Here is a 23,733-nt window from a genome sequence, read left to right as displayed (position 1 = left end):
CGACGCGCCTGACTAGACGTCGGGCTTCGCCTCGGCCTTGCGGTCGTAGCGCATGAGAAGCGGGGTCTGCGACAGGGCGAACAGGATGGTCAGGGGCATGATGCCGACCACCTTGAAATTGGCCCAGAAGGCGTAGGTCTGCGTCCGCCACACCACCTCGTTGATGGCGGCGAGCGCCAGGAAGAACAATCCCCAGCGGAAGGTGAGCTTGCGCCAGCCCTCCTCGGTCAGGTCGAAGACCGAATCGAGCACCACCGACAGCAGGGACTTCCCGAACAGCAGACCGCCGAGGAGGATGGTGCCGAACAGGGCGTTCACGATCGTCGGCTTGATCACGAAGAACGTCTTGTCGTGCAGCGCCAGCGCCATGCCGCCGAAGACCAGCACCACGATGCCGGAGACCAGCGGCATGATCGGCAGCCGCCGCAGCAGCGCGAAGTGGATGGCCAAGGCCACCGCCGTCGCCACCACGAACACCCCGATGGCCAGGAAGGTGCTGCTGTCCTCGCTCAAGCCGAACCGCGTGCCGAACGAGTTCAGCAGGAAGAACAGCACCAGCGGCCCCATTTCCAGGGCGAGCTTCGGCACCGGATCGAGATGGCGGCGCGGCGGCACGGATTCGATGGGCAGGGTCATGATCGTGAGCGGCTCGTGGTTCGGCACGCCCGGACGCAGAGCGGCGCCGGGCGGGACGCCGGATGTAGGACAGTCGCCCCGGCTTTCCTAGCGCGAGCGCTTTTCGCGCAGGTCTCCGGAGCGCCTGTCCATGAATCTAGTCCTTGTCCAACCCCGCGATGGCCCGCGCGAAATCCCGCGCGGCAAAGGGTTCGAGATCCTCGACGCCTTCTCCGACGCCGATGAAATGCACCGGCAGGCCGAACTTCGCGGCCAGCGCCACGAGGATGCCGCCTCGCGCGGTGCCGTCGAGCTTGGTCATGACGAGACCGGTGACGTTGGCCGCCTTCGAGAACAGCTCGACCTGGCTCAGCGCGTTCTGGCCCACGGTGGCGTCGAGGACGAGGAGGACGGCATGGGGCGCCTCGGCGTCGATCTTGCGGATGACGCGCAGGATCTTCTCGAGCTCCGCCATCAGCCCCGTCTTGTTCTGGAGCCGGCCGGCGGTGTCGATCAGGAGCACGTCGGTGCCCTCGGTCCTGGCCCGCTGGAAGGCCTCGAAGGCGAGGCCGGCGGCATCCGCCCCTTGGGCTCCCGCCACCACCGGAACCCCGGTGCGCGTACCCCAGACCTTGAGCTGCTCGATGGCCGCGGCGCGGAATGTGTCGCCCGCCGCGAGCATCAGGCTGTGCCCCTCCCCTTTCAGCTTCAGGGCGAGCTTGCCGATGGTGGTGGTCTTGCCCGCCCCGTTGACGCCGATCATCAGGATCACGAACGGCTTCTTCGTCGTGTCGATGCTGAGGGGAATGGCGACGGGTGTCAGCGCCCGCTCCACCTCGGCGGCGAGGATGGCCCGGACCTCATCCGGGGAAATGCCCTTCTCGTAGCGGCCCTTGCCCACGGCCTCCGAGATCCGCATGGCGGTGTCGATGCCGAAATCGGCCTGGATCAGGGCGTCTTCCAGCTCCTCCAGCGTGTCCGCGTCGAGCTTGCGCTTGGTGAAGAGGCCGGTCACCCGCTCGGACAAAGCCGACGAGGTGCGCTTCATGCCCCCGGTGAGGCGGCTCCACCAGCCGCGCTTCTCGGAGGCCGGTTCGGCTTCGGAGACCGGCTCGGGCGTGGGGGCCGGGACCGGGGCGGGCTTTGGTGCGAAGGCGACCGTCGTGGTGTCGGCCTTCTCCGCTCCGCGCGCGGGATCGTCGCCCGCGGTGCCTGCCGGCGGGCGCTCGTCGGCGCCCGCGATGGGCTGCAGGTCCGCCCCCTCGATCTCGTCGGGGATCGTGTTCTTGTCCGGGTCGGCGGGCGCGGGCTCGCTGGGGGGCAGCGGGATCGCCGAGATGTCGTCCGCACCCGTGGCGAAGTCGGGCTGGCCTTCCGATGCCGAGGCGGGAGACGCGATGGGAGGTGAAGCCGGCTCGATCGGCGTTTCGGGTTTCGGCTCGGACTTGGACTCGGACTTGGACTCGGATTTGGGATCGGGCGGCTGGACCGGCACCGGCTCGGGCGGCCAGGCCTCCTCCTTCTTCCCGAACATCCGCCGCAGCAACCAGCCCGGCCTCTTGTCTTCGCTCATTCCCACTTGCTCCCTCGACCCCGCATGAGTAGCGCAGGGCGATGCCGTCAGCCGATGCCCCAGTGGAACACCGCATAACAGACATAGGCGCGCGCCTCCTCTACCGCGATGCCCTTGTCCTCGTCATCGACAAGCCGGCTGGCTTGCCCGTCCATCCCGGCCCCAAGGGCGGCGAGACCCTGACCGACCACCTCGATGCCCTGCGCTTCGGCCTGCCGCGTCGTCCGGAGGCCGCCCATCGGCTCGACCGCGACACGTCCGGCTGCCTGGCTCTCGGCCGTCACGCCAAGGCTCTGGCCCGCCTGAACAAGCTGTTTTCCGCGAGCGGCACGGTGGGGAAGACCTACTGGGCCATCGTGGAGGGCGATCCCTCGGAAGACGAGGGCCGCATCGACCTCCCCCTCGCCCGCCGCTCGGACGACCCGCGCTCGTGGTGGATGAAGACGGACCCGGCCGGAGACCCCTCGCTGACCACATGGCGCGTCCTCGGCCGCTCGCCGGACCGGAGCCTCGCCTGGCTCGCCCTCAGCCCGGTCACCGGCCGCACGCATCAACTGCGCGTCCATTGCGCCGCCATGGGCTGGCCCATCCTCGGGGACACGATCTACGGCACCGCCCCCCGCTCGGGCGGGCCGGGGCTCCAGCTCCACGCCCGCGCGCTGACCCTGCCGCTCTACCCCAAGAAGCCGCCGATCGTGGTCGAGGCCCCGGCACCCGGGCACATGCGGGAGCGGATGGAGATGTGCGGGTATCGGGCCGGCGCATGACGCGCGCAATGGATTGGCTGAGCTAGAGGAGCACATCCCCTCTCCCCGCACGCGGGGAGAGGGCCGCGACGACCTCGTCGTCGTCGCGGCGAGGCGGCAGCCGAAGGTGAGGGGGCGCGTCCGGGTGAGCCCCTATCGGATGCGCCCCCTCACCCTCGCTTCGGCTTCGCCTCTCGCTCATCGCGGACACGACAAGGTGTCCGCGATCCTCTCCCCGCGCGCGGGGAGAGGCGGGCGCTGCCGGACCCTGCCGCTCTATTCGACAAGCCCGGCCCTTACGGTCGAGGCGCGGGCGCCGGGACATGACCCGCGAAATGGACTGGCTGGACGGCGGGCGCACATCCCCTCCCCCCGCGCGTGGCGAGGCGGCAGCCGAGGGTGAGGGGGCGCGTCCGGGTAAGCCACTGTCGGACGCGCCCCCTCACCCTCGCTTCGGCTTCGCCTCTCGCTCATCGCGGACACGACAAGGTGTCCGCGATCCTCTCCCCGCGTGCGGGGAGAGGCGGTCGCCGTCGCGCCGGATCACTCTGCCCCGATCAGCACCCGGCCGTCATGCCCCGCGATCGTCACGTCGCGCAGCTCGCCCGGAGGCGTGTCGACTGCCAGCCGGACCGGCGTGAACCCTTCCGTGCGTCCCATCCCGCCGCGCTCGGTGAGCACGCGGTGGGTCCGGCCGACCTCTCCCGCGAGATGCGCCGTCAAGGCTGCCGCTCCCGCGTCACGAAGGCGGGCGGCGCGCTCGCGGATCACGTCTCCGGCGACGGGAGGCATGCGCGCGGCGGGCGTGCCGGGGCGCGGGGAATAGGGAAACACGTGGAGATGCGTCAGCCCGCATTCGGCCACGAGATCGAGGGAGCGGGTGAACTGCGCCTCGGTCTCGGTGGGAAAGCCGGCGATGAGGTCGGCCCCGAAGACGGCGTCCGGCCGAAGACGGCGCACGGCCTCACAGAACCGGATCGCGTCGTCGCGGCCGTGCCGGCGCTTCATGCGCTTGAGAATGAGGTCGTCGCCGGCCTGCAGCGAGAGGTGGAAATGCGGCATCAGCCGGTTCTCGCCGGCAATCGCCTCCCAGAGAGCCGCGTCGGCCTCGATGGAATCGATGGAGGACAGGCGCAGGCGCGCGAGATCCGGCACGTGGCGCAGGATCGCCTGGACCAGCCGTCCCAGGCTGGATGACGGCGACAGATCCCGGCCGTAGGCGGTGAGGTCGACGCCGGTGAGCACGACCTCGCGCCCGCCATGGTCGACGATGCGGCGGACCTGATCGACCGCGTCGTCCGGCGTGACGGAGCGGGAATTCCCCCGGCCGAAGGGGATGATGCAGAAGGTGCAGCGATGGTCGCAGCCGTTCTGGACCGGTACGAAGGCGCGGGTATGCCCGGCCACCGAGGCGATCCGCGTCGGAGCGGCGTCGCGCGCGGCCATGATGTCGTCGATGGCGAGGCGCGGTCTGACATGCGTGGCGGGGAGCCAGGTCTCGGCCCTGGTCTTGGCGTCGTTGCCGACGATGCGCGCCACTTCCGGCATCGCCGAATAGGCGTTCGTTTCCACCTGAGCGCCGCAGCCGGTGACGACGATCTCGGCCCCCGGCCGCTCGCGGGCGAGCTTGCGGATCGCCTTGCGGGCCTGGCGCCCGGCCTCCGTCGTGACGGCGCAGGTATTGACGAGGACGAGGTCGCCGCCCGTCCCGGCCGCCTCGGCGTGGCGGCGCATCACCTCGGATTCCACCGTGTTGAGGCGGCAGCCGAAGGTCAGGGTCTCCACCGCCACTCAGTCCACCCGCGCGAAGAGCTCGGGGGACAGGAACCCCTCCCATTCGAGGGCCACGGGGCCGGTCATCAGCACGTGGTCGTCGGCGCGCCACTCGATGACGAGGTCGCCGCCGGGGAGGCTCACCGTGGCGTGGCGGCCGATCATGCGCAGGCGCGAGGCCGCCACCAGGGTAGCGCAGGCGGCGGTGCCGCAGGCCAGCGTCAACCCGGCGCCGCGCTCCCAGACCCGGAGCTTGATCGTCTCCGGTCCCGTCACCTGCGCCAGCGAGATGTTGGCGCGCTCGGGAAAGATCGGGTGGTTCTCCAGCATCGGGCCGAAGCGGCCGAGGTCGTAGCCGTCGGGATCGCTTTCGATGAAGAACACCGCATGGGGGTTGCCCATGTTCACCGCCCCCGGCGAATGCAGGACGGGCGCGTCGATGGGACCGATCTGCAGTTCGATCCGCCGCGTGTCGGGGAACGGCTCGGCCAGCGGAATCTCGTCCCACTTCAAGCGGGGGCGGCCCATGTCGACGGTGAAGGAGGTCTGCGCCTCGCGCTTCACGCCGACGAGCCCGGCCTTGGTCTCCAGGGTGAGGCGGCCGCTCTCGGCGGGGCGCGCCATGGCGGGGTCGTCCAGCATGGCGTAGGCGACGCAGCGGGTGCCGTTGCCGCAGGCGCCGGATTCCGACCCGTCGGTATTGTAGATCCGCAGATAAGCATCCGTGCCGGGCTTGCGCGGATCGTGGATGACCATGAGCTGGTCGAAGCCGGAGCGCGGGTGGCCGGCGATGGCGCGGGCCTCCTCGGCGCGCACGACCAGCTCCGTGCCGCGCAGGTCCAGCACCACGATGGCGTTGCCCGCCCCGTGCATCTTCAGGAACCGACGGTTCTCGAGCCTCGTCATGAGCGTCTTTGGTTTCGTTGTCCGAACGGGGCATCCCGCATGCGCGGCCCCCGCATATAGGCCAAAGCGCCGGGCCGCGCACGCGGGGTCCGCTCGGGGGAGCGTTGCACAAGGGACGCGCCCGTCACGTTCCTGCGCCCGATGCGGGTTGGCGCCTCGCAGGCGGGCGGCTTCCTCCCTATTTTAGGGCTTCGCGATTCAGCCGTACGATTCGTCGCGGCGTGCGATCTCCGGAGCGTTGCCTTGACCCGTCATCGTCTATTGCCGCTCGTCAGCCTCGCCGCCGCTTTGGCCGTCTCCTCCGCGCTCGCGCAGCAGCCGGCCTCGCCCGCGACCTCCTCTCCGCTGCCGACCACGACGGCGCCCGATCCGGTCAATCCCGACGCGCCGTCCCGTCCGGTGCCGACCCAGGCCCTCCCCGCCGCGCCGGCACTCACGCCGGGTCCCTCGCGCCCGACCCTGGTGGAGACCCCCGGCGACGCCAACGACGTGGACGAGGTCTCCCTGCCGCCCAAACCCGCCGCGATCCTGGCGGGGCGGGCGAGCTGGGAGGAGGCGGTGCCGGCCCTGAAGGCGGCCTTCGTGAAGATCGAGGAGGCGCTGGCCAAGGACGGGATCACCCCCGCCGGCCGGCCGCTCGCGGTCTTCGCCAAGACCGACGATGACGGGTTCCAGTTCGAGGCGATGATCCCCATCGCCTCGATGCCGAACCCGAAGCCCGCCGAGACCGGCGGCCTGCGCTTCGGCACGACCCCCAGCGGCAAGGCCCTGCGCTTCCCGCACAAGGGCTCCTACGACGAGATCGACGGCACCTACGAGACCCTCACCGCCTATCTCGACGCCAAGGACGTGGTGGTCCAGGACCGGTTCATCGAGGAATACGTCACCGACCTGAACGACAAGGCGGACGAGAAGCTCGACGTGAACATCTACGCCCTGCCGAAATAGGCGGATCGCCGCTCAGGCCGGCTCGCCCGGCCGAGCGGCTTCCCGGATCGCGCCGTACGGGCTCAGAGCAGGCTGAGCTGTGCCGAGACACGAGAGGTCGCCCCGCGCTCCAGCGCGAGCAGCCACTTCTTCGTGTCGAGGCCGCCGGCGAACCCCGTGAGGCTGCCCGCCGCGCCGATGACGCGGTGGCACGGAACCACGATGGGGAGCGGGTTGGCGCCGTTGGCGGCACCCACGGCCCGGCTGGCGGTGGGGCGGCCGATTCGCCTGGCCAGCGCGCCGTAGCTGATCGTCTCCCCCGGCGGGATGCCCATGAGCGCGGTCCAGACCTGCCTCTGGAACGGCGTGCCGCGCGGATCGAGTGCGAGATCGAATCGGGTCAGCCGGCCTTGGAAATAGGCGCTCAATTGCCGCCGGGCCTCGGCGAAGGCCGCGTCGTCCCGGTGCCAGTCCGCCCGGGGTGTCACCGCGCCCCTGCCGGTGGGAAAACCGATGCAGCGCAGGCGCTCGTCCGCTCCCGCGAGCAGGAGGGGACCGATGGGGCTGGGCAGGATCGTGTAGCGCGTCTCGGGCATGGCATCCGATGGGTGTTGACGCCTGAGGGTTGGCGGGAGCCTTGAACGTCTGCGATGGGTGGATTTTGCTTGGTCCGTTCTCAGGTGAGAACGCTTTGAAGCCGACCTCGCTCTCCCAAACATAAGGTTGAAGCAATAGGCGACGTGAGAGGATGGATGCTGCCGATCATTATTTGCTTCCTTCTAGCACCTTCCACCAGCAGCCAACGTGGCCGAAATTTGCCTTTTCTTGCTACGAAGATCGAACAACACGTAGACCTCATGCAAATCGCGGGCAACTCGGAGGGTCAACTCTCTCATCTCTTCCGTGGCTCCAATCAGGTCGGGCACCATGATGGTAGTCATACCTGCGGCAGCGGCTGAGCGGACGCCATTGTGCGAGTCTTCAAGTGCAAGGCAATGCATAGGAGCAACTCCAAGTCGCTCTGCTGCTGTAGTATATGGCGCGGGATGAGGTTTTCCATGATCGTAATCGCCGTAGGCGACGATCGCGTCAAAGCGCTCGGATAATCCTACCTTAGCGAGATGGTGATCAACAGTCATTCGGTCGGTCGATGTTGCGATAGCTCGCGGCAGTTTCAAACGGTCTAGAAGGTCGAGTAATTCAATCGCACCTGCCTTTAATCTCAAATCATTTTCAGCCAGCATCTTGAAATTTCTTGATGTTACTGCCCAGAAAGAGGCCGCTTCGAAATTAGGACCAAAATGCTCCGCCCATATGACGTTACAGTTCGCTACAGGAAGCCCAATCGTGTGATAAATGATCTCTGGAGTGAGTGAAGTACCTAGTTCATCGGCCGCCATTCTCATCGCTTCGAAATATAGCCGTTCAGTGTCGAATAGCAGGCCGTCCATATCGAAAATGACGGCAGCGATAGCTTGTGGGAAAGGCATTGAACATCTCGCTTAGTGCGTTGGCTTCTCGGCTTATAGCCCAGCTGCAGACATCCAGGAACTCGCCGCGTTCCGGCCAATCTACATACGTTCGTGTCGACGATCTCTTTCAACACAAAATATTGTATTGGCTTCGTTCAATACTTTAATGGTTTCAAATGGGAACTCAAAGCGTCCGCTCTCAAGGATTCTAAAAATTCGCTGCTGCGGCACGGTTGGGTCGCGAGCAGCCCCCTCTTGATGCGACCAAGCGTTCGGTCGCGCGCCCGCTCCCGCCCCGCTCGGGACGGGAGCCACCGAAGCCCCCTACTCCGCCGCCTCGCTATAGGCGTCCACCGGTGGGCAGGAGCAGACGAGGTTGCGGTCGCCATAGGCGTTGTCGACGCGGTTGATCGGCGGCCAGTACTTGTCCATCCGCAGGCTCCCCGAGGGGAAACACGCCGCCTCGCGGGAATAGGGCCGCTCCCACGGGCCGATCAGGTCCGCCACCGTGTGCGGCGCGTGTTTCAGCGGGTTGTTTGCCTTGTCCATCCGCCCCTCCTCGATGGCACGGATCTCTTCCCGGATCGCCAGCATGGCGTCGCAGAACCGGTCGATCTCACCCTTGGTCTCGGATTCGGTCGGTTCGATCATCAGGGTGCCGGCCACCGGCCAGCTCATGGTCGGCGGGTGGAAGCCGCAATCGATCAGCCGCTTGGCGATGTCCTCGACGCCGATCCCGGCCGATTTCTGGAACGGCCGCACGTCGATGATGCATTCATGCGCCACCCGGCCCTGCGCCCCGGCATAGAGCACCGGGTAGGCGCCCTTCAGGCGGCTCGCGATGTAATTGGCGTTGAGGATCGCGATGCGGGTGGCCTGGGTGAGGCCGCGCCCGCCCATCAGCAGGCAGTAGCTCCACGAGATCGGCAGGATCGAGGCCGAGCCGTAGGGGGCGGCAGAGACCGCACCCTCCTCACCGCTGCGCGGGTCGGAGGGCAGGAACGGGATGAGATGCGCCTTGACGCCGATCGGTCCCATGCCGGGGCCGCCGCCGCCATGGGGGATGCAGAAGGTCTTGTGCAGATTGAGGTGGCTGACATCGGCGCCGATGTCGCCGGGGCGGGCGAGGCCCACCATGGCGTTGAGGTTGGCCCCGTCGAGATAGACCTGGCCGCCATGGGCATGGACGATGTCGCAGATCTCGCGGACCCGCACCTCGAACACCCCGTGGGTCGACGGATAGGTGATCATGCAGGCGGCGAGGTTTTCGGAATGCAGCTCGGCCTTCCGGCGAAAATCCTCCACGTCGATGTTGCCGTGCTGGTCGGCGCCGACCACCACGACGCTCATGCCGCACATCTGCGCCGAGGCCGGGTTGGTGCCGTGCGCCGAGGACGGGATCAGGCAGACCTTGCGGTGCCCCTCCCCGCGCGAGAGGTGGTAGGCCCGGATGGCGAGCAAGCCGGCATATTCCCCCTGCGCGCCGGAATTCGGCTGCATCGAGATCGCGTCGTAGCCGGTGATGGCGCAGAGCTTGTCGGAGAAGTCGCGCAGGAGTTCCCGGTAGCCCTCCGCCTGATCCGCCGGGACGAAGGGGTGGATCTCCGAGAATTCCGGCCAGGAGATCGGCAGCATCTCGGCGGTGGCGTTGAGCTTCATCGTGCAGGAGCCGAGCGGGATCATCGCCCGGTCCAGCGCCAGGTCGCGGTCCGCGAGGCGGCGCATGTAGCGCGTCATCTCGCTCTCGGCCCGGTTCATGTGGAAGATCGGGTGGGTGAGATAGGCGGAGGTGCGCAGATTCGCCTTCGGCAGGCGCTGGTTGGGCCAGGCCTCGTCGTAGGTGAGATGCTCGCCGCCGAAGGCGCGCCACACCGCCTGGACGATGTCGGGCCGGGTGCGCTCGTCGACGGTGATGCCAATGCGGTCCGCGCCCACTGTCCGCAGGTTGACGCCGTTCTTCACCGCGTTCTGCAGGATCAGCCCCTGGAAGGCGCCGACCTCCACGGTGATCGTGTCGAAGAAACCCTTCGGCTCCACGGTGAAGCCGAGACTCTCCAGCCCTTCGGCGAGACGCACCGCGTCGCGATGGACCCTGGCGGCGATGGCCTTCAATCCGCGCGGGCCGTGGAACACCGCGTACATGCCGGCGATGACCGCCAGCAGCACCTGCGCGGTGCAGATGTTCGACGTCGCCTTCTCGCGGCGGATATGCTGCTCGCGGGTCTGCAGGGCGAGGCGATAGGCGCGGTTTCCCCGCGCATCGACGGAGACGCCCACGAGCCGGCCCGGCAGGGTGCGCTTGTGCGCCTCGCGCGTCGACAGGTAGGCGGCGTGCGGCCCGCCATAGCCCATGGGCACGCCGTAGCGCTGCATGGAGCCGATGGCGATGTCGGCACCCATCTCGCCCGGCGGCTTCAGCAGGGTCAGGGCCAGGGGATCGGCGGCCATCACGGCGACCGCGCCGGCTTCGTGCAGCCGGGCGATGACCTCCGAAAAGTCGTGGATGGCGCCGCAGACGCCGGGATACTGAAAGATGGCGCCGAAGACCTGCGCGGGGTCGAGGTCGGTGGCGGGATCGCCGACGACGATCTCCCAGCCCAGCGGCGCGGCGCGGGTCTTCAGCACGGCGATGGTCTGGGGCAGGCACTCGGCATCGACGAAGAACGCGGACTTGCCGTTGCCTTTGCCGTTGCCGGCGATGCGCGAGGCCATGCCCATGGCCTCCGCCGCCGCCGTGGCCTCGTCGAGGAGCGAGGCATTGGCGATGTCGAGGCCGGTGAGGTCGCAGACCAGGGTCTGGAAGTTCAGCAGCGCCTCGAGCCGGCCCTGGCTGATCTCCGGCTGGTAGGGCGAATAGGCCGTGTACCAGGCCGGGTTCTCGAAGATGTTGCGCTGGATCACCGGCGGCATCGTGGTGCCGTGATAGCCCTGGCCGATGAGCGAGACGAGAAGCCGGTTCTTGTCGGCGATGCCGCGCATGTGTTCGAGCACCCGGCGCTCGGTGAGCGACGTGCCGAAATCGATTCGCTCTTCCTGGCGGATGTCCGGCGGCAGGGTCTCGTCCACGAGGCCGTGAAGGCTCTCGGAGCCGATCACGGCCAGCATCGCCGCGATCTCGGCGGTGGTCGGACCGATATGGCGGCGGTTGGCGAAATCGTAAGGGTCGTAGCGATCGTTGGGCATGATGGGCCTCGGAGGTGCAATTGACGGCTGTGCGCGTCCCTCTCCCCTCTGCGGGAGAGGGTGGCCCGCGGATGCGGGTCGGGAGAGGGGAGCGCGTTGTCCGGAGAGGTCGTCCCCTCTCCCGCCTGCTCCGCAGGCACCCTCCCCCGCAGAGGGGGGAGGGTGGATTGAGCGCTACTTCGCGAACTCGGCGTAGGCGGCCTCGTCCATCAATCCGTCGAGGGAGGCGACGTCGTCGAGGCGGAGGCGGTAGAGCCAGCCCGCGCCCTGCGGGTCGGTGCCGATGCTGGCCGGGTCCGACACGGCGGCCTCGTTGATCTCGGTCACCTCGCCCGAGACCGGGGCGAACACGTCGGACGCGGCCTTGACCGATTCCACCACCGCCGCGGCCTCGCCCTTGACGAGCTTGGCGCCGACCTTGGGGAGTTCGACGAAGACGAGGTCTCCGAGCTGCTCCGCCGCATGGGTGGTGATGCCGATGGTGGCGACATCGCCCTCGATGGCCAGCCACTCGTGCTCGTCCGTGAATTTCAGCATGATGCGCTCCGTGAACAGGTGATGGGGGAAGACGGCCGGGGGCCGGGATTCAGCTGCGCTTGAAGCGCGCCGGCACGAAGGGAAGCGCCACGACCGAGACCGGCAGTCGCCGGCCGCGCACTTCCGCGAAGAGGCGTGTGCCCGGCGCCGCCAGGGCGGCCGGGACGTAGCCCATGGCGATGGGCGCCTTGAGGACGGGGCTGAAGCCGCCGGAGGTGACCATCCCGATTCCTGCTCCGGCCTCCTCGGAGAAGAGCAGGGCACCGCCTCGCACGGGCGTTGGTCCCTCGGGGCGCAAACCGACGCGCCGCCGTGCCGGGCCGTGCGCCACGGGATCGAGGATCAACGGGGCGCCGGGGAAGCCGCCGGCGCGAGCTCCGTCGAGACGCCTCACGGAAGGAATTGCCCAGGACAGTCCGGCCTCGACCGGATCAATGCCGGCATCGATATCGGCTCCGTGCAGGCACAGGCCGGCTTCCAGGCGCAGGGAATCGCGGGCGCCGAGCCCCACCGGCTCCACATCCTCGTCCTGCAGCAGGGCTTCGGCCACGGCATCCGCCGCCTCTTCGGGGAGAGAAATCTCGAACCCGTCCTCCCCGGTATAGCCGGAGCGGCTGACGAGGGCGGACGCGCCGAGGAGGTCCACCCACTTCACGTCGAGGAAGCGCATGGCGGCGGTCTCGGGGGCGAGCCGTGCCAGGGCCTTTTCCGCCAGCGGCCCCTGGAGGGCGAGGAGCGCGCGGGGCAGCACCGCGATCTCGCACAGGCCGGTGAGATGGGCGCGGAGATAGGCCTCGTCGGCGAGTTTGTTGGCGGCGTTGACGACCAGGATCAGGCTGTCGTCGAGGCGCGCGACCATGAGGTCGTCGAGGATGCCGCCGGTCTCGTCGGTGAGGAAGCCGTAGCGCTGCCGGCCCGGTGCCAGGCCCAGCACGTCGATAGGAAGGAGGGTTTCGAGGGCGCGGGCGAGGTCCGCCATGCCGCCCGGACCCGGATTCAGCCGGATCTGGCCCATATGCGACACGTCGAACAGGCCGGCCGCCCTGCGGGTGTGCAGATGTTCGGCGATCAGGCCGGCCGGATAATGGAGCGGCAGCGCATAGCCCGCAAAAGGCACCATGCGGGCGCCGTGGCGGAGGTGGAGCGCGTGAAGCGGTGTGCTGGAAGCGTCGAGCGGCATCTGGTCATCCCATGACAGAACGTCCCCGGACACTCGATCGAGTGGTCCGGTTGCCCCCATCTGTCACGGTTACCTGAGAGCTTCTCCCGACCCGCGAGGGACCAGGATTTCTCCTTCGGTGGACGCCCGCGAAGGCGCCTCTCTCCAGATTGTCAAAACGAAGCGGTGATTGTGCCTGAGAGTTTCCGGGGGTGGTTGCTCCGTCGGCGCCATGACCGGTTCGTACCGGCCTGGGCTCTCCCGCTGCGTCATTCGCTGACGGGTCGAACGTGTCATGTCGGCGGGGGTGGCGCAAGGCCGCGGGTTTCAAAGGCACGATTCTGTGTCGCACCCGGCAGGGCTTGGGCTCGGCGGAACCTGCGGGACTCGCCGGGGATTCGCCTGTCATGGCCATCGCATCCGGGCACGACCTCGCCGGCCCCCGCCCCCGGCAGACCAGGCGCTCCGTTGACCTCGCCGACGCGAGCCTCAGTGACAAGGCGCTGGAGATCCACCGCCGGCTCTGCCCCGTCTACGGCTGCCCGATTCCGTATTTCCACAGCCTCGACCCGCTGAGCGAGCTCGTCTCCTCGCTTCTCTCCCACCGGACCCGGAACGCCGATTCCGGTCGCGCCTTCAAGGCTTTACGAGCACGCTACCCGGATTGGTCCGACCTCGTGGACGCGCCCGTGGCGGAGATCGAGGCGACGATCTCCGGCGTGACCTGGCCGGAACTGAAGGCCCCCCGCATCCGCGCCGTCCTGGCGGCGGTGGCCGAGCGTCACGGCGCCCTCTCGCTCGATTTCCTGAAGGAGATGGAGGTCGACGCGGCGCGCTCGTGGCTCGAAGCGATTCCGGGCGTCGGCCCGAAGACCAGCGCGGCGGTGCTCTCGTTCAGCCTGCTGCGGATGCCGGCCCTGCCGGTGGACAGCCACCACCACCGGGTGGCGCAACGCACCGGCCTCATCGGCCCAAAAATCGATGTCGGTCCCTCGCATCCGATCCTGCGGGCGCAACTTCCGGCGGAGTGGAGCGCGCAGGATCTCTACGACAACCACGAGATCCTGATGCTCCACGGGCAGGCCGTGTGCCACCACCGCAATCCGGCGTGTGGGAGGTGCGTGCTGCTGGACATCTGCCCGACCGGGCAGACGCGGGAGCGGAGTTAGGCGGTAGCGGCGGCGCTACCGCTTGGCGGCTCCGTACACGGCGCTTCGCTCCCGCTTTCCCACCGCCACCACCGTCACGGTGACCGTGGTATCATCCACCCGGTAGACCATCCGATAACCCGCCGACCTCAGCTTGATCTTGTAGCAATCCTTCAGGTCGGCATCGCGAAGCTTGTCCGCTTCGACCCTCGGGTTGAGCAGACGCTCCGCCAGCTTCTTCTTGAACTGGCCCCGGAGCGTCTCGCCGAGCTTGTGCCATTCCTTGAGCGCGGACGGCAGAAACTGGATTTCAAAGGGCATCCAGGGTGACCCGCACGGGCACTTCGCCGGAGCGGGCTTTCACGATGGCCGCCAGCACGTCGTCGTCGATGGCGTCCATCATGGCCTCGAAGGTCTCCGGCGGGACCATGTAGCCCATGACGCGGTTGTGGTTCAGGATCGCCACCGGTGCTCCGTCGGCGCGGTTCATCACCGATGTCGGACTCTTCTTCAGCTCCGACACACTCACCGCCACATCGGCCATGACACTCTGCAGCTGAGCTTCCATTCGCCACCTCACCACCTGCCGCCTCGCTGGAATGTCCCAGGCGATCTAGCTTCGATACCAAATTGCGTACGAAAGTTCGACCATTTTTGGGTTCGGTGCGCCGAGTGCCGCCAAGCCGTGCACCTTGACCACCCATGGTGAGCCGTTCAGAACGCAAACGTCGGTGCCCTGATCCGAGCGTCGGCTTCTCCCTCGCCATCACGCCATAGGAACCACGCGCGATGACCGCGTTCACAGAGCTCGTGTTCTCGGGCGTCCAGCCCACGGGCAACCTGCATCTCGGCAACTACCTCGGTGCCATCAAGCGCTTCGTGGAGATGCAGGAGCGCGAGGCGCAGTGCCTCTACTGCGTCGTCGACATGCACGCGATCACCCTGTGGCAGGACCCCGCCGCCCTGAAGGGCCAGATCCGCGAAGTCACGGCCGCCTTCCTCGCCGCCGGCATCGATCCGACGCGCAGCATCGTCTTCAACCAGAGCCAGGTGCCGGCCCATGCCGAGCTCGCCTGGATCTTCAACTGCGTCGCCCGCCTCGGCTGGCTGAACCGCATGACCCAGTTCAAGGACAAGGCCGGCAAGGACCGGGAGAACGCGAGCGTCGGGCTCTACGCCTATCCGGTGCTGATGGCCGCCGACATCCTGGCCTACCGCGCCACCCACGTGCCGGTGGGCGAGGACCAGAAGCAGCATCTCGAACTGACCCGCGACATCGCCCAGAAATTCAACAACGACTTTTCGGAGTCGATCTCCGCCCACGGGCACGATGCGGGTGCGGGTTTCTTCCCGATCACCGAGCCGTTGATCGGCGGCCCGGCCGCCCGCGTCATGTCCCTGCGGGACGGCACCAAGAAGATGTCGAAGTCGGACCCCTCCGACAATTCGCGCATCAACCTCACCGACGAGGCGGACACCATCGCCACCAAGGTGCGCAAGGCCAAGACCGATCCGGAGCCCCTGCCCTCCGAGACGGCCGGTCTCGCCGCGCGGCCAGAGGCCGACAACCTCGTGGGCATCTTCGCGGCGCTGAAGGGCGTCACTCGCGACGAGGTGCTGGCCGATTACGGCGGCGCGCAGTTCTCCGCCTTCAAGGGGGCGCTCGTGGAGCTCGCGGTGGAGACGCTGGCGCCGATCGCCTCCGAGATGAAGCGCCTCGTGGCCGATACCGACTATATCGACTCCGTCCTCGCCGACGGCTCCGAGCGCGCCGAGGCCATCGCGGCCCCGACGCTGGATGCGGTGAAGGACATCGTCGGCTTCGTCCGCCGCGGGCCGCGGTTGCGGGCCGTTTCCTGAGCAACTCCGCGCGCGTCGGCGAGACGCGTGCGGATCGACGATGACTGATAGGACGCCGGGGCGATCATTCGCCCGTCCCCCAGGATAGGGGAAACCCACGATGGCCGATTGGAACCCAGCCCTCTACACCCGCTTCGAGGACCAGCGCACCCGTCCGGCGGCCGAGCTCCTGGCCCGCGTGCCGCTCGAAGCCCCCCGCCTCGTCTACGATCTCGGCTGCGGCCCCGGCAATTCCACAGCGCTCATCACCGCACGCTTTCCCGAAGCGGAGGTGATCGGCCTCGATACCTCACCGGCGATGCTGGAGCGGGCGAGGAGCCGCCTGCCCGGCCTTGCCTTCGCGCTGGCCGATGCGGCGACCTGGATCCCCGAGCGGGCGCCGGACCTGATCTACGCCAACGCCGTGCTGCAATGGCTGCCCGACCACCCGGTGCTCCTGCCCCGGCTCCTCGGCCTCCTGGCACCCGGCGGCGTGCTCGCCGTGCAGATGCCCGACAACCTCGCCGAGCCCTCGCACCGCCTGATGCGCGAGGTGGCGGGTGCCGGTCCCTGGGCCGGGGCCATCGGCGATCCAGCCGTGGCCGGGCGGCTCGGGCGGATGCTGGAGCCGGCCGGCTATTACGACCTGCTGGCGCCGCTCGCGGCCGAGGTCGATGTCTGGCGCACCGCCTATCACCACCCGATGGCGGATGCCGCCGCCATCGTCGAATGGGTCAGGGCGACCGGGCTCCGGCCCTTCCTCGACCCGCTGGACCCCGAGGACACAGCCGGGTTCCTCGCTGCCTATGCGACGGCGATCGATGAGGCTTATCCGCCGCGCAGCGACGGGCGACGCCTGCTCGCCTTCCCGCGGGTCTTCATCGTCGCCCGCCGGGAGGACTAAGCAGGTTCGCAAAAGTGGTCACCGGTTTTGCGTCCTAAAACCTGCGATACTTCAACGGCCTAAGCGAGGTGAAGTGTTGGCTTGCCGACGCGAACCTGCTTGGCGCACCGCCCCGGATGCGATGGCCGGGACGGTGCTCGGCCGGGCTTCAGCTCTCGCCGCGCGCCACCCGTGCCTCGTATTCCGGCAGGGCGAGCTGGCCTTCCTTTTCGACCCGCGCCTTGTCCTCGTCCGAGATCACGTCGCCGACCATGTCGAGACGCTTCCAAAGGGCGAGCGGCGTCTCCTTGTCGGGGCGCGGCACGTATTTGTTCTGGGACACCTTCTGGTACTTGTGGATGTAGCGCGGGCAATTGACCCAGGCCTTCGTCACCTCGATCTTCACGAGGTACTTGGCCTCGGTGTACTCGGCCATCAGCGGATCGTCGCGCAGCATCCGGGCGTGGCCCTGGACGCGGACACGGTGCGGGGTCTCGAAATCGATGAACAGCAGCCCGACCTTGGACTGACCCTCGATGTTGCCCATCGAGTACCACATGCCGTTCCCGTCCAGCCCGGGGAAGACCAGCGTGTTGGCGTCGAGCACCTTCACGAAGCCGGTGCTGCCGCCCTTGTACGAGACGGTGGGCATGCCGTCGGGATCGACCGTGGACAGGAAGAACATGTCTCGGCTGCCGATGAACGCCGCCTCGTCGGGGCCGATCTCGTCATGCACCCAGCCGGTGTCGAGGCGCTCGGCGAGCTTGACGGTGTTGTACTCTTCCTGAAGCGCGCGATGCTCGTCGTAATAGAGCGAAGCCATGGGTGTCCTCCAACCTTCGGCCGCTCTCAAATGGGCGACCGTTAGGGAGCATGATCGCCGGATTTTCCTGAGAGTACAACGGGGGCAGCTCGTCCTTCTCCCCTCCGCGGGAGACGATGGCCCGCGAGCCAAGTCGGATGAGGGGAGCGCCATCTCCGGAAGCGTCGTCCCCTCTCCCGGTCGCTCCGCGACCACCCTCCCCCGCAATGGGGGGAGGGTCGACCCAAACAAAAAGCCGGTCCCGCTCGCACGAGGCCGGCTTTCTCCGCGATGGGGGGCAGCCGAGCGAAGCCCGGCCGCCCATCACAAAAAATCAGTTCTTGGACTTGTCGACCAGGGCCTTCTCGGAGATCCACGGCATCATGCCACGGAGCTTCGAGCCGACTTCCTCGATCGGGTGACGGGCGAGCTTGGCGCGGGTGGCCTTGAACGAGGTCTGGCCGACCTTGTTCTCCAGCATCCAGTCGCGGGTGAACTTGCCCGACTGGATGTCGTCCAGCACGCGCTTCATCTCGGCCTTGGTCTCGCTCGTGACGATGCGCGGGCCGGTGACGTACTCGCCGTACTCGGCGGTGTTGGAGATCGAGTAGTTCATGTTGGCGATGCCGCCCTCGTAGATGAGGTCGACGATGAGCTTCACCTCGTGGAGGCACTCGAAATAGGCCATCTCGGGAGCGTAGCCGCCCTCGACCAGGGTCTCGAAGCCGGCCTTGATGAGCTCGACGAGGCCGCCGCACAGCACGGCCTGCTCGCCGAACAGGTCGGTCTCGCACTCTTCCTTGAAGGTGGTCTCGATGATGCCGGCGCGGCCGCCGCCATTGGCCGAAGCGTAGGACAGGCCGAGATCGTGCGCGTTGCCGGAAGCGTCCTGCGCGATGGCGATCAGGGTCGGCACGCCGCCGCCCTTGAGGTACTCGCCGCGCACGGTGTGGCCGGGGCCCTTGGGGGCGACCATGAGCACGTCGAGATCCTTGCGGGGCTCGATGAGGTTGAAGTGGACGTTGAGGCCGTGGGCGAACAGGAGGGCGGCGCCCTGCTTCATGTTCGGCTCGAGCGACTCCTTGTAGATGTCGCCCTGCAGTTCGTCCGGGGTCAGCATCATGACGACGTCGGCTTGGCGGGCGGCGTCGGCGACGTTCATCACCGTGAAGCCCTCGTGCTCCGCCTTCTTGGCGGTGGCCGAGCCTTCGCGGAGTGCGATGACGATGCCCTTCACGCCGGAATCGCGCAGGTTGAGGGCGTGGGCATGGCCCTGGCTGCCGTAGCCGACGATGACGACCTTCTTGCCCTTGATCAGGTTGAGGTCGGCGTCACGATCGTAATAGACCCGCATGGTTGAATGTCCTCTTCGCGTGGGGTGTCAGGGTCGGGCCTGGCCGTAGAGGGCCAGGAACTGGTCGACGGCGCGGGCCGCGTCGCGTCGGATCTCGGCGGCGTCGAGATCGAGCGCGTCGCCGAGGAGAAGTCTGATCTGGATGTCGCGCCCGACCAGACCGAAGAAGGTCCGGAAGGCGGTCTCGCTGTCCTCGAAGACGAGGAGCCCGGCCGCGCGGCCCGCGTCCAGCACGGGCTTGACCCGCCCGCCGATGGCCAGCCGCCCGTTCGCCAGCACGATGGCGCCGAGGTTGCCCTTGCGCGAGCCGGCATGGGCGATGGCGATGCGGTTCAGCACCACCGAGGTACGGCCCGCGATGACGTCGAGCCAGGTCACGGCGAAATCGAGCAGGCGCTCCCGCAGGGTCGCCGCATCGAGCACGCCCGCCGCGTCGCGCCCCGCATGGACGCGCGAGGCCTGCCAGCGCACCGTAGCGGTGAGGAGACCGTCACGGTCCCCGAACCATTTGTACAGGGTTTCCTTCGAGCAGCTCGCCCGGCGCGCTACCGCGTCCATGGTGAGCTGGTCGCCCTCCTCGACCAGGAGAGCGAGCACGGCATCGAGCACCGCCTGTTGGCGGGCCGAGGGGGCCTCCTGCCCCGTCTCGTCGCGTGCGACCGTCGCGCTCATGCTTCCAGACAACCAGTACCGTACCGTACGGTACGCGGCGGCATAGTCCGGTTTTGCGTCCCGAACAAGAGGCGGCGTGACCCTTGCCGCACCTTATTCGGGCAGTTTGAGGCCTTCTCGGGCGAACACGGCCTGCACGGCGGGCCGCGCCGCCATGGCGCGGGCATGCGCGGTCCAATGGGGAAAACGCTCCGCCATGTCGAAGCCGAGCGCCGGGCCGCGGCCCCAGGTCCAGAACAGCAGCAGGTAAGGATCGGCCACGCTGTAGGCTTCGCCGACGGCCCAGCCGCCATTGGAGAGGTTGACCTCGGTCATGGTGAAGAGGTCGCCGCAGGTCTCGACCCCCTTGGCCTGGATGCCCGGAAAGGCCGTCTCATCGCTCGTGTAGCGTTCGGCCCGGCGGATATGCGCGTAGGCGATGTGATGGCCGGTGGAGAGCCAGCCCAGCCATTCGTCGACCCGCGCCTGATCGCGGAGCGCCTGCGGCCACAGGCCGGCCTGCGGATGACTGCGCGCGATGTGGCGCAGGATGGCGGTGTTCTCGGTGAGCACCCACTCCTCCTCGACCAGCGCGGGTACGCGGCCGCGCTCGTTGACGGCGAGATACTCGGCCGCCCGCTGGTCGCCTTTGGCGAGGTCGAGCCGCACGGTCTCGTAGGGCGCTCCCGTTTCCTCGAGGGCGATGTGGGAGGCGAGCGAGCAGGCGCCGGGGGCGTAGTAGAGGGTGGTCATGAAGCTGAGCTTTCCTCGGTCTCACTATCGAATTGCAAGCCGATCAACGCTGCCACCTTAGCGCGGACTTCCGCGAGTATGGGTTCGGGGACTCTCCCGAGGGAGCGGAGGATGCGCGCTCTGCGGTCGATCGAGCGGACCTGATCGGCGAGGACTGCGCCGTCAGCGCCTAACCCCTCCGGCAAAAAGACTTTCGTCGGCCAGGGATCGCGATTGCGGGTGACCGGGCAGATGATGATCCGCCGGGTCAGCGTGTTCATCTCCAGGGTCGAGATAATGAGGACCGGTCGCTTTCCGCGTTGCTCGGTTCCGAGAACGGGGTCGAGATCGACGAGGATCAGGTCACCCGGCTCATGCGGCCGATCAGCGGGGATCGTCATCATTGATGATTTCGGAACCGACATCCGGTCCCCAATCGACGGTCGGAGGCTCGAAATCAGGCCCGAGTCTCCTCATCTCCGCAGCCATTTCCGCCATCGTGAAGACGGGGAACCCGTTGACGTAACGGCGGGCGGGCGGAGGCGCGAGGGGGGCAGGCACCGGATCGATGTCCACTTCCTGCCCCTCGACGAGACCGAGCTTCCGCACGTCCTCTCGGGTCACTGAGAGGACGAAATCGTCCCCACTCCGTTCCAGCCTCGCTCTCATCGCATCATCCCCGGCACATCCCCGGCACCTTATCACCGTCGGCGAAAAAGCCTCACATCGCTTCCGAACCACGCCCCATGGCCGCGATGCCCGTGCGGGAGATTTCCACGAGGCCGATCACCGTCATCAGGCCGATGAAGCGGTCGATCTCCTCGGTGGTCCCGGTGACCTCGAAAACGAAGGAGTTCAGGGTCGCGTCCAGGGTCTTGGCGCCGAAGGCGGCGGCGAGGGTCAGCGATTCGGTGCGGTGCTCACCGGTACCCGCCACCTTGACGAGGCAGAGCTCACGCTCGAGGGCCTTGCCCTGGAGCGTGAGGTCGACGACCCGGTGCACGGGCACGAGCCGGTCGAGCTGAGCCTTGATCTGCTGGATCACCGCATCGGTGCCGGCGGTGACGATGGTGATGCGCGAGATGTGGCGCGCCACCTCGGTCTCCGACACCGTCAGGCTCTCGATGTTGTAGCCGCGTCCCGAGAACATCCCCGCGATCCGCGCGAGGACGCCCGGCTCGTTGTCCACGATGACCGCGAGGGTGTGCCGGTTGATCGGCTCGACCCGACCGGCATCGGGGTAGTGCGTGTTCATGGCGTTCATGACGTCTCTCCTCCGTGCCGTCGGTCAGACCAGCATCTTGCCTTCCTCGGAGATCACGTCGCCGAGGTCCATTCCGGTCTCGCCGAGGTAGTCGGAGAGCAGCATCTCGTTGTGCGCCTTGCCCGACGGGATCATCGGGAAGCAGTTCTCTTTCTTGTCGACGATGCAATCGAAGATGACCGGGCCGTCATGGGCCAGCATCTCGGCGATCGCCCCGTCGAGCTCGCCCGGCTTGTCGCAGCGCATGCCCTTGGCGCCGTAGGCCTCCGCCAGCTTGACGAAGTCCGGCAGGCTTTCCGAATAGCTCTGCGAATAGCGCGAGCCGTGCAGCAGCTCCTGCCACTGCCGCACCATGCCCATATACTCGTTGTTCAGGATGAAGATCTTGACCGGCAGGCGATACTGCACGGCGGTCGACATCTCCTGGATGTTCATCAGGATCGAGGCCTCGCCGGCGATGTCGATGACGAGACCGTCCGGATTGGCCAACTGGGTGCCGATGGCCGCGGGCAGGCCGTAGCCCATGGTGCCGAGGCCGCCCGAGGTCATCCAGCGGTTCGGCTCGTCGAACTTGAAGTACTGCGCCGCCCACATCTGGTGCTGGCCGACCTCCGTGGTGATGAAGGTCTTCCGGTCCTTGCAGGCCTCATAGAGGCGCTGCACCGCGTATTGCGGCTTGATGATCGTGCCCGACGGCCAATAGGCGAGGCAGTCCCGCGCCTTCCAGGTGCGGATCTTGGCCATCCACTCGTCGAAGCGGCCCTGGTCGGGACGCTTGGGCAGGGCCTTCCAGGCCGCGAGCATGTCTTCGAGCACCGAGCCGCAATCGCCGACGATGCCGATATCGACCTTGACCACCTTGTTGATCGAGGAGGCGTCGACGTCGATGTGGATCTTCTTGGAGAAGGGCGAGAACGCGTCGAGACGGCCGGTGATGCGGTCGTCGAACCGCGCGCCGATACAGACCATCACGTCGCATTCGTGCATGGCGAGGTTGGCCTCGTAGGTCCCGTGCATGCCGAGCATGCCCAGGAACTGCGGGTTGGAGGCCGGGAAGGCGCCCAGACCCATCAGGGTCGAGGTGACGGGAAAGCCGGTGACCTCCGCCAACTGGCGCAGGAGCGCCGAGGCGTGCGGGCCGGAATTGATGACGCCGCCGCCGGTATAGAGGACCGGACGGCGGGCATTCGCCATCAGCTCGACGGCGGACTGGATCGCCTGCGCGTCGCCCTTGAAGGCGGGGCGGTAGGTCTTGTGGCCGTTATGGGTGGGGCGCTCGTAGATCCCGCTCGCGAACTGGATGTCTTTCGGCAGATCGACCACGACGGGCCCCGGCCGGCCGTTCGAGGCGACGAAGAAGGCCTCGTGCAGGATGCGCGGCAGGTCGTCGATCGATTTGACCAGGTAATTGTGCTTCGTGCAGTGGCGGGTGATGCCGACCGTGTCGCATTCCTGGAACGCATCGGTGCCGATCAGGTGCGTCGGGACCTGGCCGGTGATGCAGACGAGGGGGATCGAATCCAGCATCGCGTCGGTGAGGCCGGTGACGATGTTGGTGGCGCCGGGGCCGGACGTGACGAGGACGCAGCCGACCTTGCCCGACGAGCGGGCATAGCCCTCGGCCGCATGGACCGCGCCCTGCTCGTGCCGGACGAGGACGTGCTTCAGTTCTTCCTGGTGGAAGAGGGCATCGTAGATCGGCAGCACCGCACCGCCCGGATACCCGAACAGCGTATCGACACCCTGATCCCGGAACGCCCGGATGACCATTTCGGCCCCGGTCATGACCTCGCCGCTCATCGTCCTGCTCCTCAAAACCTGATTGAACCCAGTGTCAAACGTCTCGTCGCGGCAACAAAAAAGGGTCCCGAAGGACCCTGCATGCGCCACCATCCGGATCACGGCCCCTGTATCAGGGCCGCCCGGTCGGTGGCGCTTCCGTTACGATAAGGATGACCCGCATGGGAAAACCGAAACCTCGTCGTTCGTCGGTCTGACGAATCGTAAACTCGTGCCGGCCTGTTTAAACAGGTCCGAGGGTCCGGTCAACGCCGTTCGAGGCAAGATAATGCCTCGCACGGCCACAATGAGGTCACGCCGTCGATCCTCGTGATGACAGTCCACCCGGATTCAAACCCTGAGCGTTTGCTTGCCTATGGATCGCGCACT

Annotated in this window: 23 protein-coding genes and 2 riboswitches; of the genes, 5 read left to right on the top strand and 18 right to left on the bottom strand. The window is 67.5% G+C overall.

Annotated features, from left to right (window positions below; translation table 11 throughout):
- Positions 1–12: 12 nt before the first annotated feature.
- Together ASF34_RS04865 and ftsY are read right to left on the bottom strand one after the other, a co-directional pair.
- Positions 13–630 (bottom strand): septation protein A, encoded by a 618-nt coding sequence (locus ASF34_RS04865; protein WP_056159464.1) that lies wholly within the window; start codon positions 628–630, stop codon positions 13–15.
- A 142-nt stretch (positions 631–772) separates the two neighbouring features.
- Positions 773–2,188, bottom strand: a complete 1,416-nt coding sequence (gene ftsY, locus ASF34_RS04860; RefSeq protein ID WP_056159262.1) for a signal recognition particle-docking protein FtsY — start codon at positions 2,186–2,188, stop codon at positions 773–775.
- 62 nt (positions 2,189–2,250) lie between these two features.
- Here ftsY and ASF34_RS04855 point away from each other — a divergent pair, with 62 nt between their 5' ends.
- On the top strand, positions 2,251–2,955 hold the full coding sequence (locus ASF34_RS04855; protein ID WP_244478897.1) for an RluA family pseudouridine synthase: 705 nt from the start codon (positions 2,251–2,253) through the stop codon (positions 2,953–2,955).
- Positions 2,956–3,477: 522 nt separating this feature from the next.
- On the opposite strand, the gene mtaB is transcribed toward ASF34_RS04855, so the two are convergent.
- Together mtaB and dapF are read right to left on the bottom strand one after the other, a co-directional pair.
- Complete coding sequence (gene mtaB / locus ASF34_RS04850) at positions 3,478–4,725, bottom strand: tRNA (N(6)-L-threonylcarbamoyladenosine(37)-C(2))-methylthiotransferase MtaB (RefSeq protein WP_056159257.1); 1,248 nt, start codon at positions 4,723–4,725, stop codon at positions 3,478–3,480.
- The gene (gene dapF, locus ASF34_RS04845; protein WP_056159254.1) at positions 4,726–5,613 is read right to left on the bottom strand and encodes a diaminopimelate epimerase; all 888 of its coding nucleotides are present in this window, start codon (positions 5,611–5,613) and stop codon (positions 4,726–4,728) included. It lies immediately after the preceding gene.
- 243 nt (positions 5,614–5,856) lie between these two features.
- Here dapF and ASF34_RS04840 point away from each other — a divergent pair, with 243 nt between their 5' ends.
- A complete protein-coding gene (locus ASF34_RS04840) occupies positions 5,857–6,561 on the top strand; it encodes a GyrI-like domain-containing protein (protein ID WP_056159250.1) in 705 nt (234 codons plus the stop codon).
- A gap of 62 nt (positions 6,562–6,623) precedes the next feature.
- On the opposite strand, the gene ASF34_RS04835 is transcribed toward ASF34_RS04840, so the two are convergent.
- The 5 genes from ASF34_RS04835 to gcvT all read right to left on the bottom strand — a co-directional run bounded on the left by ASF34_RS04835 (position 6,624) and on the right by gcvT (position 12,912).
- Positions 6,624–7,136: a methylated-DNA--[protein]-cysteine S-methyltransferase gene (locus ASF34_RS04835; RefSeq protein ID WP_056159246.1), complete on the bottom strand. Its 513-nt coding sequence runs from the start codon at positions 7,134–7,136 to the stop codon at positions 6,624–6,626.
- A gap of 183 nt (positions 7,137–7,319) precedes the next feature.
- A complete protein-coding gene (locus ASF34_RS22035; protein ID WP_082494069.1) occupies positions 7,320–8,030 on the bottom strand; it encodes an HAD family hydrolase in 711 nt (236 codons plus the stop codon).
- 306 nt (positions 8,031–8,336) lie between these two features.
- On the bottom strand, positions 8,337–11,195 hold the full coding sequence (gene gcvP, locus ASF34_RS04830) for an aminomethyl-transferring glycine dehydrogenase (RefSeq protein ID WP_056159243.1): 2,859 nt from the start codon (positions 11,193–11,195) through the stop codon (positions 8,337–8,339).
- A 174-nt stretch (positions 11,196–11,369) separates the two neighbouring features.
- A complete protein-coding gene (gene gcvH / locus ASF34_RS04825) occupies positions 11,370–11,732 on the bottom strand; it encodes a glycine cleavage system protein GcvH (protein WP_056159241.1) in 363 nt (120 codons plus the stop codon).
- Positions 11,733–11,781: 49 nt separating this feature from the next.
- Positions 11,782–12,912, bottom strand: a complete 1,131-nt coding sequence (gene gcvT, locus ASF34_RS04820) for a glycine cleavage system aminomethyltransferase GcvT (RefSeq protein WP_056159238.1) — start codon at positions 12,910–12,912, stop codon at positions 11,782–11,784.
- 56 nt (positions 12,913–12,968) lie between these two features.
- Positions 12,969–13,064, bottom strand: a riboswitch (glycine riboswitch).
- Between the two features lies 1 nt (position 13,065).
- Positions 13,066–13,165, bottom strand: a riboswitch (glycine riboswitch).
- A 133-nt stretch (positions 13,166–13,298) separates the two neighbouring features.
- On the opposite strand from gcvT, the gene ASF34_RS04815 reads away from it, so the two are divergent.
- Entirely contained in the window at positions 13,299–14,060 is a 762-nt protein-coding gene (locus ASF34_RS04815) for an endonuclease III domain-containing protein (RefSeq protein WP_056159235.1), read from the top strand.
- Between the two features lie 15 nt (positions 14,061–14,075).
- Here ASF34_RS04815 and ASF34_RS04810 read toward each other — a convergent pair whose 3' ends face one another.
- Together ASF34_RS04810 and ASF34_RS04805 are read right to left on the bottom strand one after the other, a co-directional pair.
- Positions 14,076–14,360: a type II toxin-antitoxin system RelE family toxin gene (locus tag ASF34_RS04810; protein ID WP_056159232.1), complete on the bottom strand. Its 285-nt coding sequence runs from the start codon at positions 14,358–14,360 to the stop codon at positions 14,076–14,078.
- Entirely contained in the window at positions 14,350–14,607 is a 258-nt protein-coding gene (locus ASF34_RS04805) for a type II toxin-antitoxin system Phd/YefM family antitoxin (RefSeq protein WP_244478896.1), read from the bottom strand. The genes ASF34_RS04810 and ASF34_RS04805 overlap by 11 nt, the downstream gene beginning before the upstream one ends.
- Positions 14,608–14,828: 221 nt before the next feature.
- Between ASF34_RS04805 and trpS the strand changes: the two genes are divergently transcribed.
- Positions 14,829–15,899, top strand: coding sequence for a tryptophan--tRNA ligase (trpS, locus tag ASF34_RS04800; RefSeq protein WP_056159229.1), 1,071 nt, complete (start codon positions 14,829–14,831; stop codon positions 15,897–15,899).
- Positions 15,900–15,999: 100 nt separating this feature from the next.
- Complete coding sequence (gene tam, locus ASF34_RS04795) at positions 16,000–16,782, top strand: trans-aconitate 2-methyltransferase (RefSeq protein ID WP_056159226.1); 783 nt, start codon at positions 16,000–16,002, stop codon at positions 16,780–16,782.
- Between the two features lie 148 nt (positions 16,783–16,930).
- Here tam and ASF34_RS04790 read toward each other — a convergent pair whose 3' ends face one another.
- The 7 genes from ASF34_RS04790 to ASF34_RS04755 all read right to left on the bottom strand — a co-directional run bounded on the left by ASF34_RS04790 (position 16,931) and on the right by ASF34_RS04755 (position 23,364).
- On the bottom strand, positions 16,931–17,584 hold the full coding sequence (locus ASF34_RS04790; RefSeq protein WP_018044186.1) for a pyridoxamine 5'-phosphate oxidase family protein: 654 nt from the start codon (positions 17,582–17,584) through the stop codon (positions 16,931–16,933).
- 313 nt (positions 17,585–17,897) lie between these two features.
- Complete coding sequence (gene ilvC / locus ASF34_RS04785) at positions 17,898–18,917, bottom strand: ketol-acid reductoisomerase (RefSeq protein WP_018044187.1); 1,020 nt, start codon at positions 18,915–18,917, stop codon at positions 17,898–17,900.
- Positions 18,918–18,944: 27 nt separating this feature from the next.
- A complete protein-coding gene (locus tag ASF34_RS04780) occupies positions 18,945–19,589 on the bottom strand; it encodes a TetR/AcrR family transcriptional regulator (RefSeq protein WP_056159224.1) in 645 nt (214 codons plus the stop codon).
- A 93-nt stretch (positions 19,590–19,682) separates the two neighbouring features.
- The gene (locus tag ASF34_RS04775) at positions 19,683–20,321 is read right to left on the bottom strand and encodes a glutathione S-transferase family protein (RefSeq protein WP_056159221.1); all 639 of its coding nucleotides are present in this window, start codon (positions 20,319–20,321) and stop codon (positions 19,683–19,685) included.
- Positions 20,318–20,704: a type II toxin-antitoxin system PemK/MazF family toxin gene (locus tag ASF34_RS04770; protein WP_056159218.1), complete on the bottom strand. Its 387-nt coding sequence runs from the start codon at positions 20,702–20,704 to the stop codon at positions 20,318–20,320. Before ASF34_RS04770 ends, ASF34_RS04775 begins: the two co-directional genes overlap by 4 nt.
- Positions 20,705–21,021: 317 nt before the next feature.
- Positions 21,022–21,564 carry an acetolactate synthase small subunit gene (gene ilvN / locus ASF34_RS04760; protein WP_018044192.1) on the bottom strand — a complete coding sequence of 181 codons (543 nt, stop codon included), beginning with the start codon at positions 21,562–21,564 and terminating at the stop codon, positions 21,022–21,024.
- Between the two features lie 24 nt (positions 21,565–21,588).
- Entirely contained in the window at positions 21,589–23,364 is a 1,776-nt protein-coding gene (locus ASF34_RS04755; protein ID WP_018044193.1) for an acetolactate synthase 3 large subunit, read from the bottom strand.
- Between the last annotated feature and the right edge of the window lie 369 nt (positions 23,365–23,733).

The organism is Methylobacterium sp. Leaf106 (assembly GCF_001422895.1).
Classification (GTDB): Bacteria; Pseudomonadota; Alphaproteobacteria; order Rhizobiales; family Beijerinckiaceae; genus Methylobacterium; species Methylobacterium bullatum.
The sequence above is the reverse complement of the archived record's forward strand: the minus strand, read 5'-3'. Positions and strand labels throughout refer to the sequence as shown.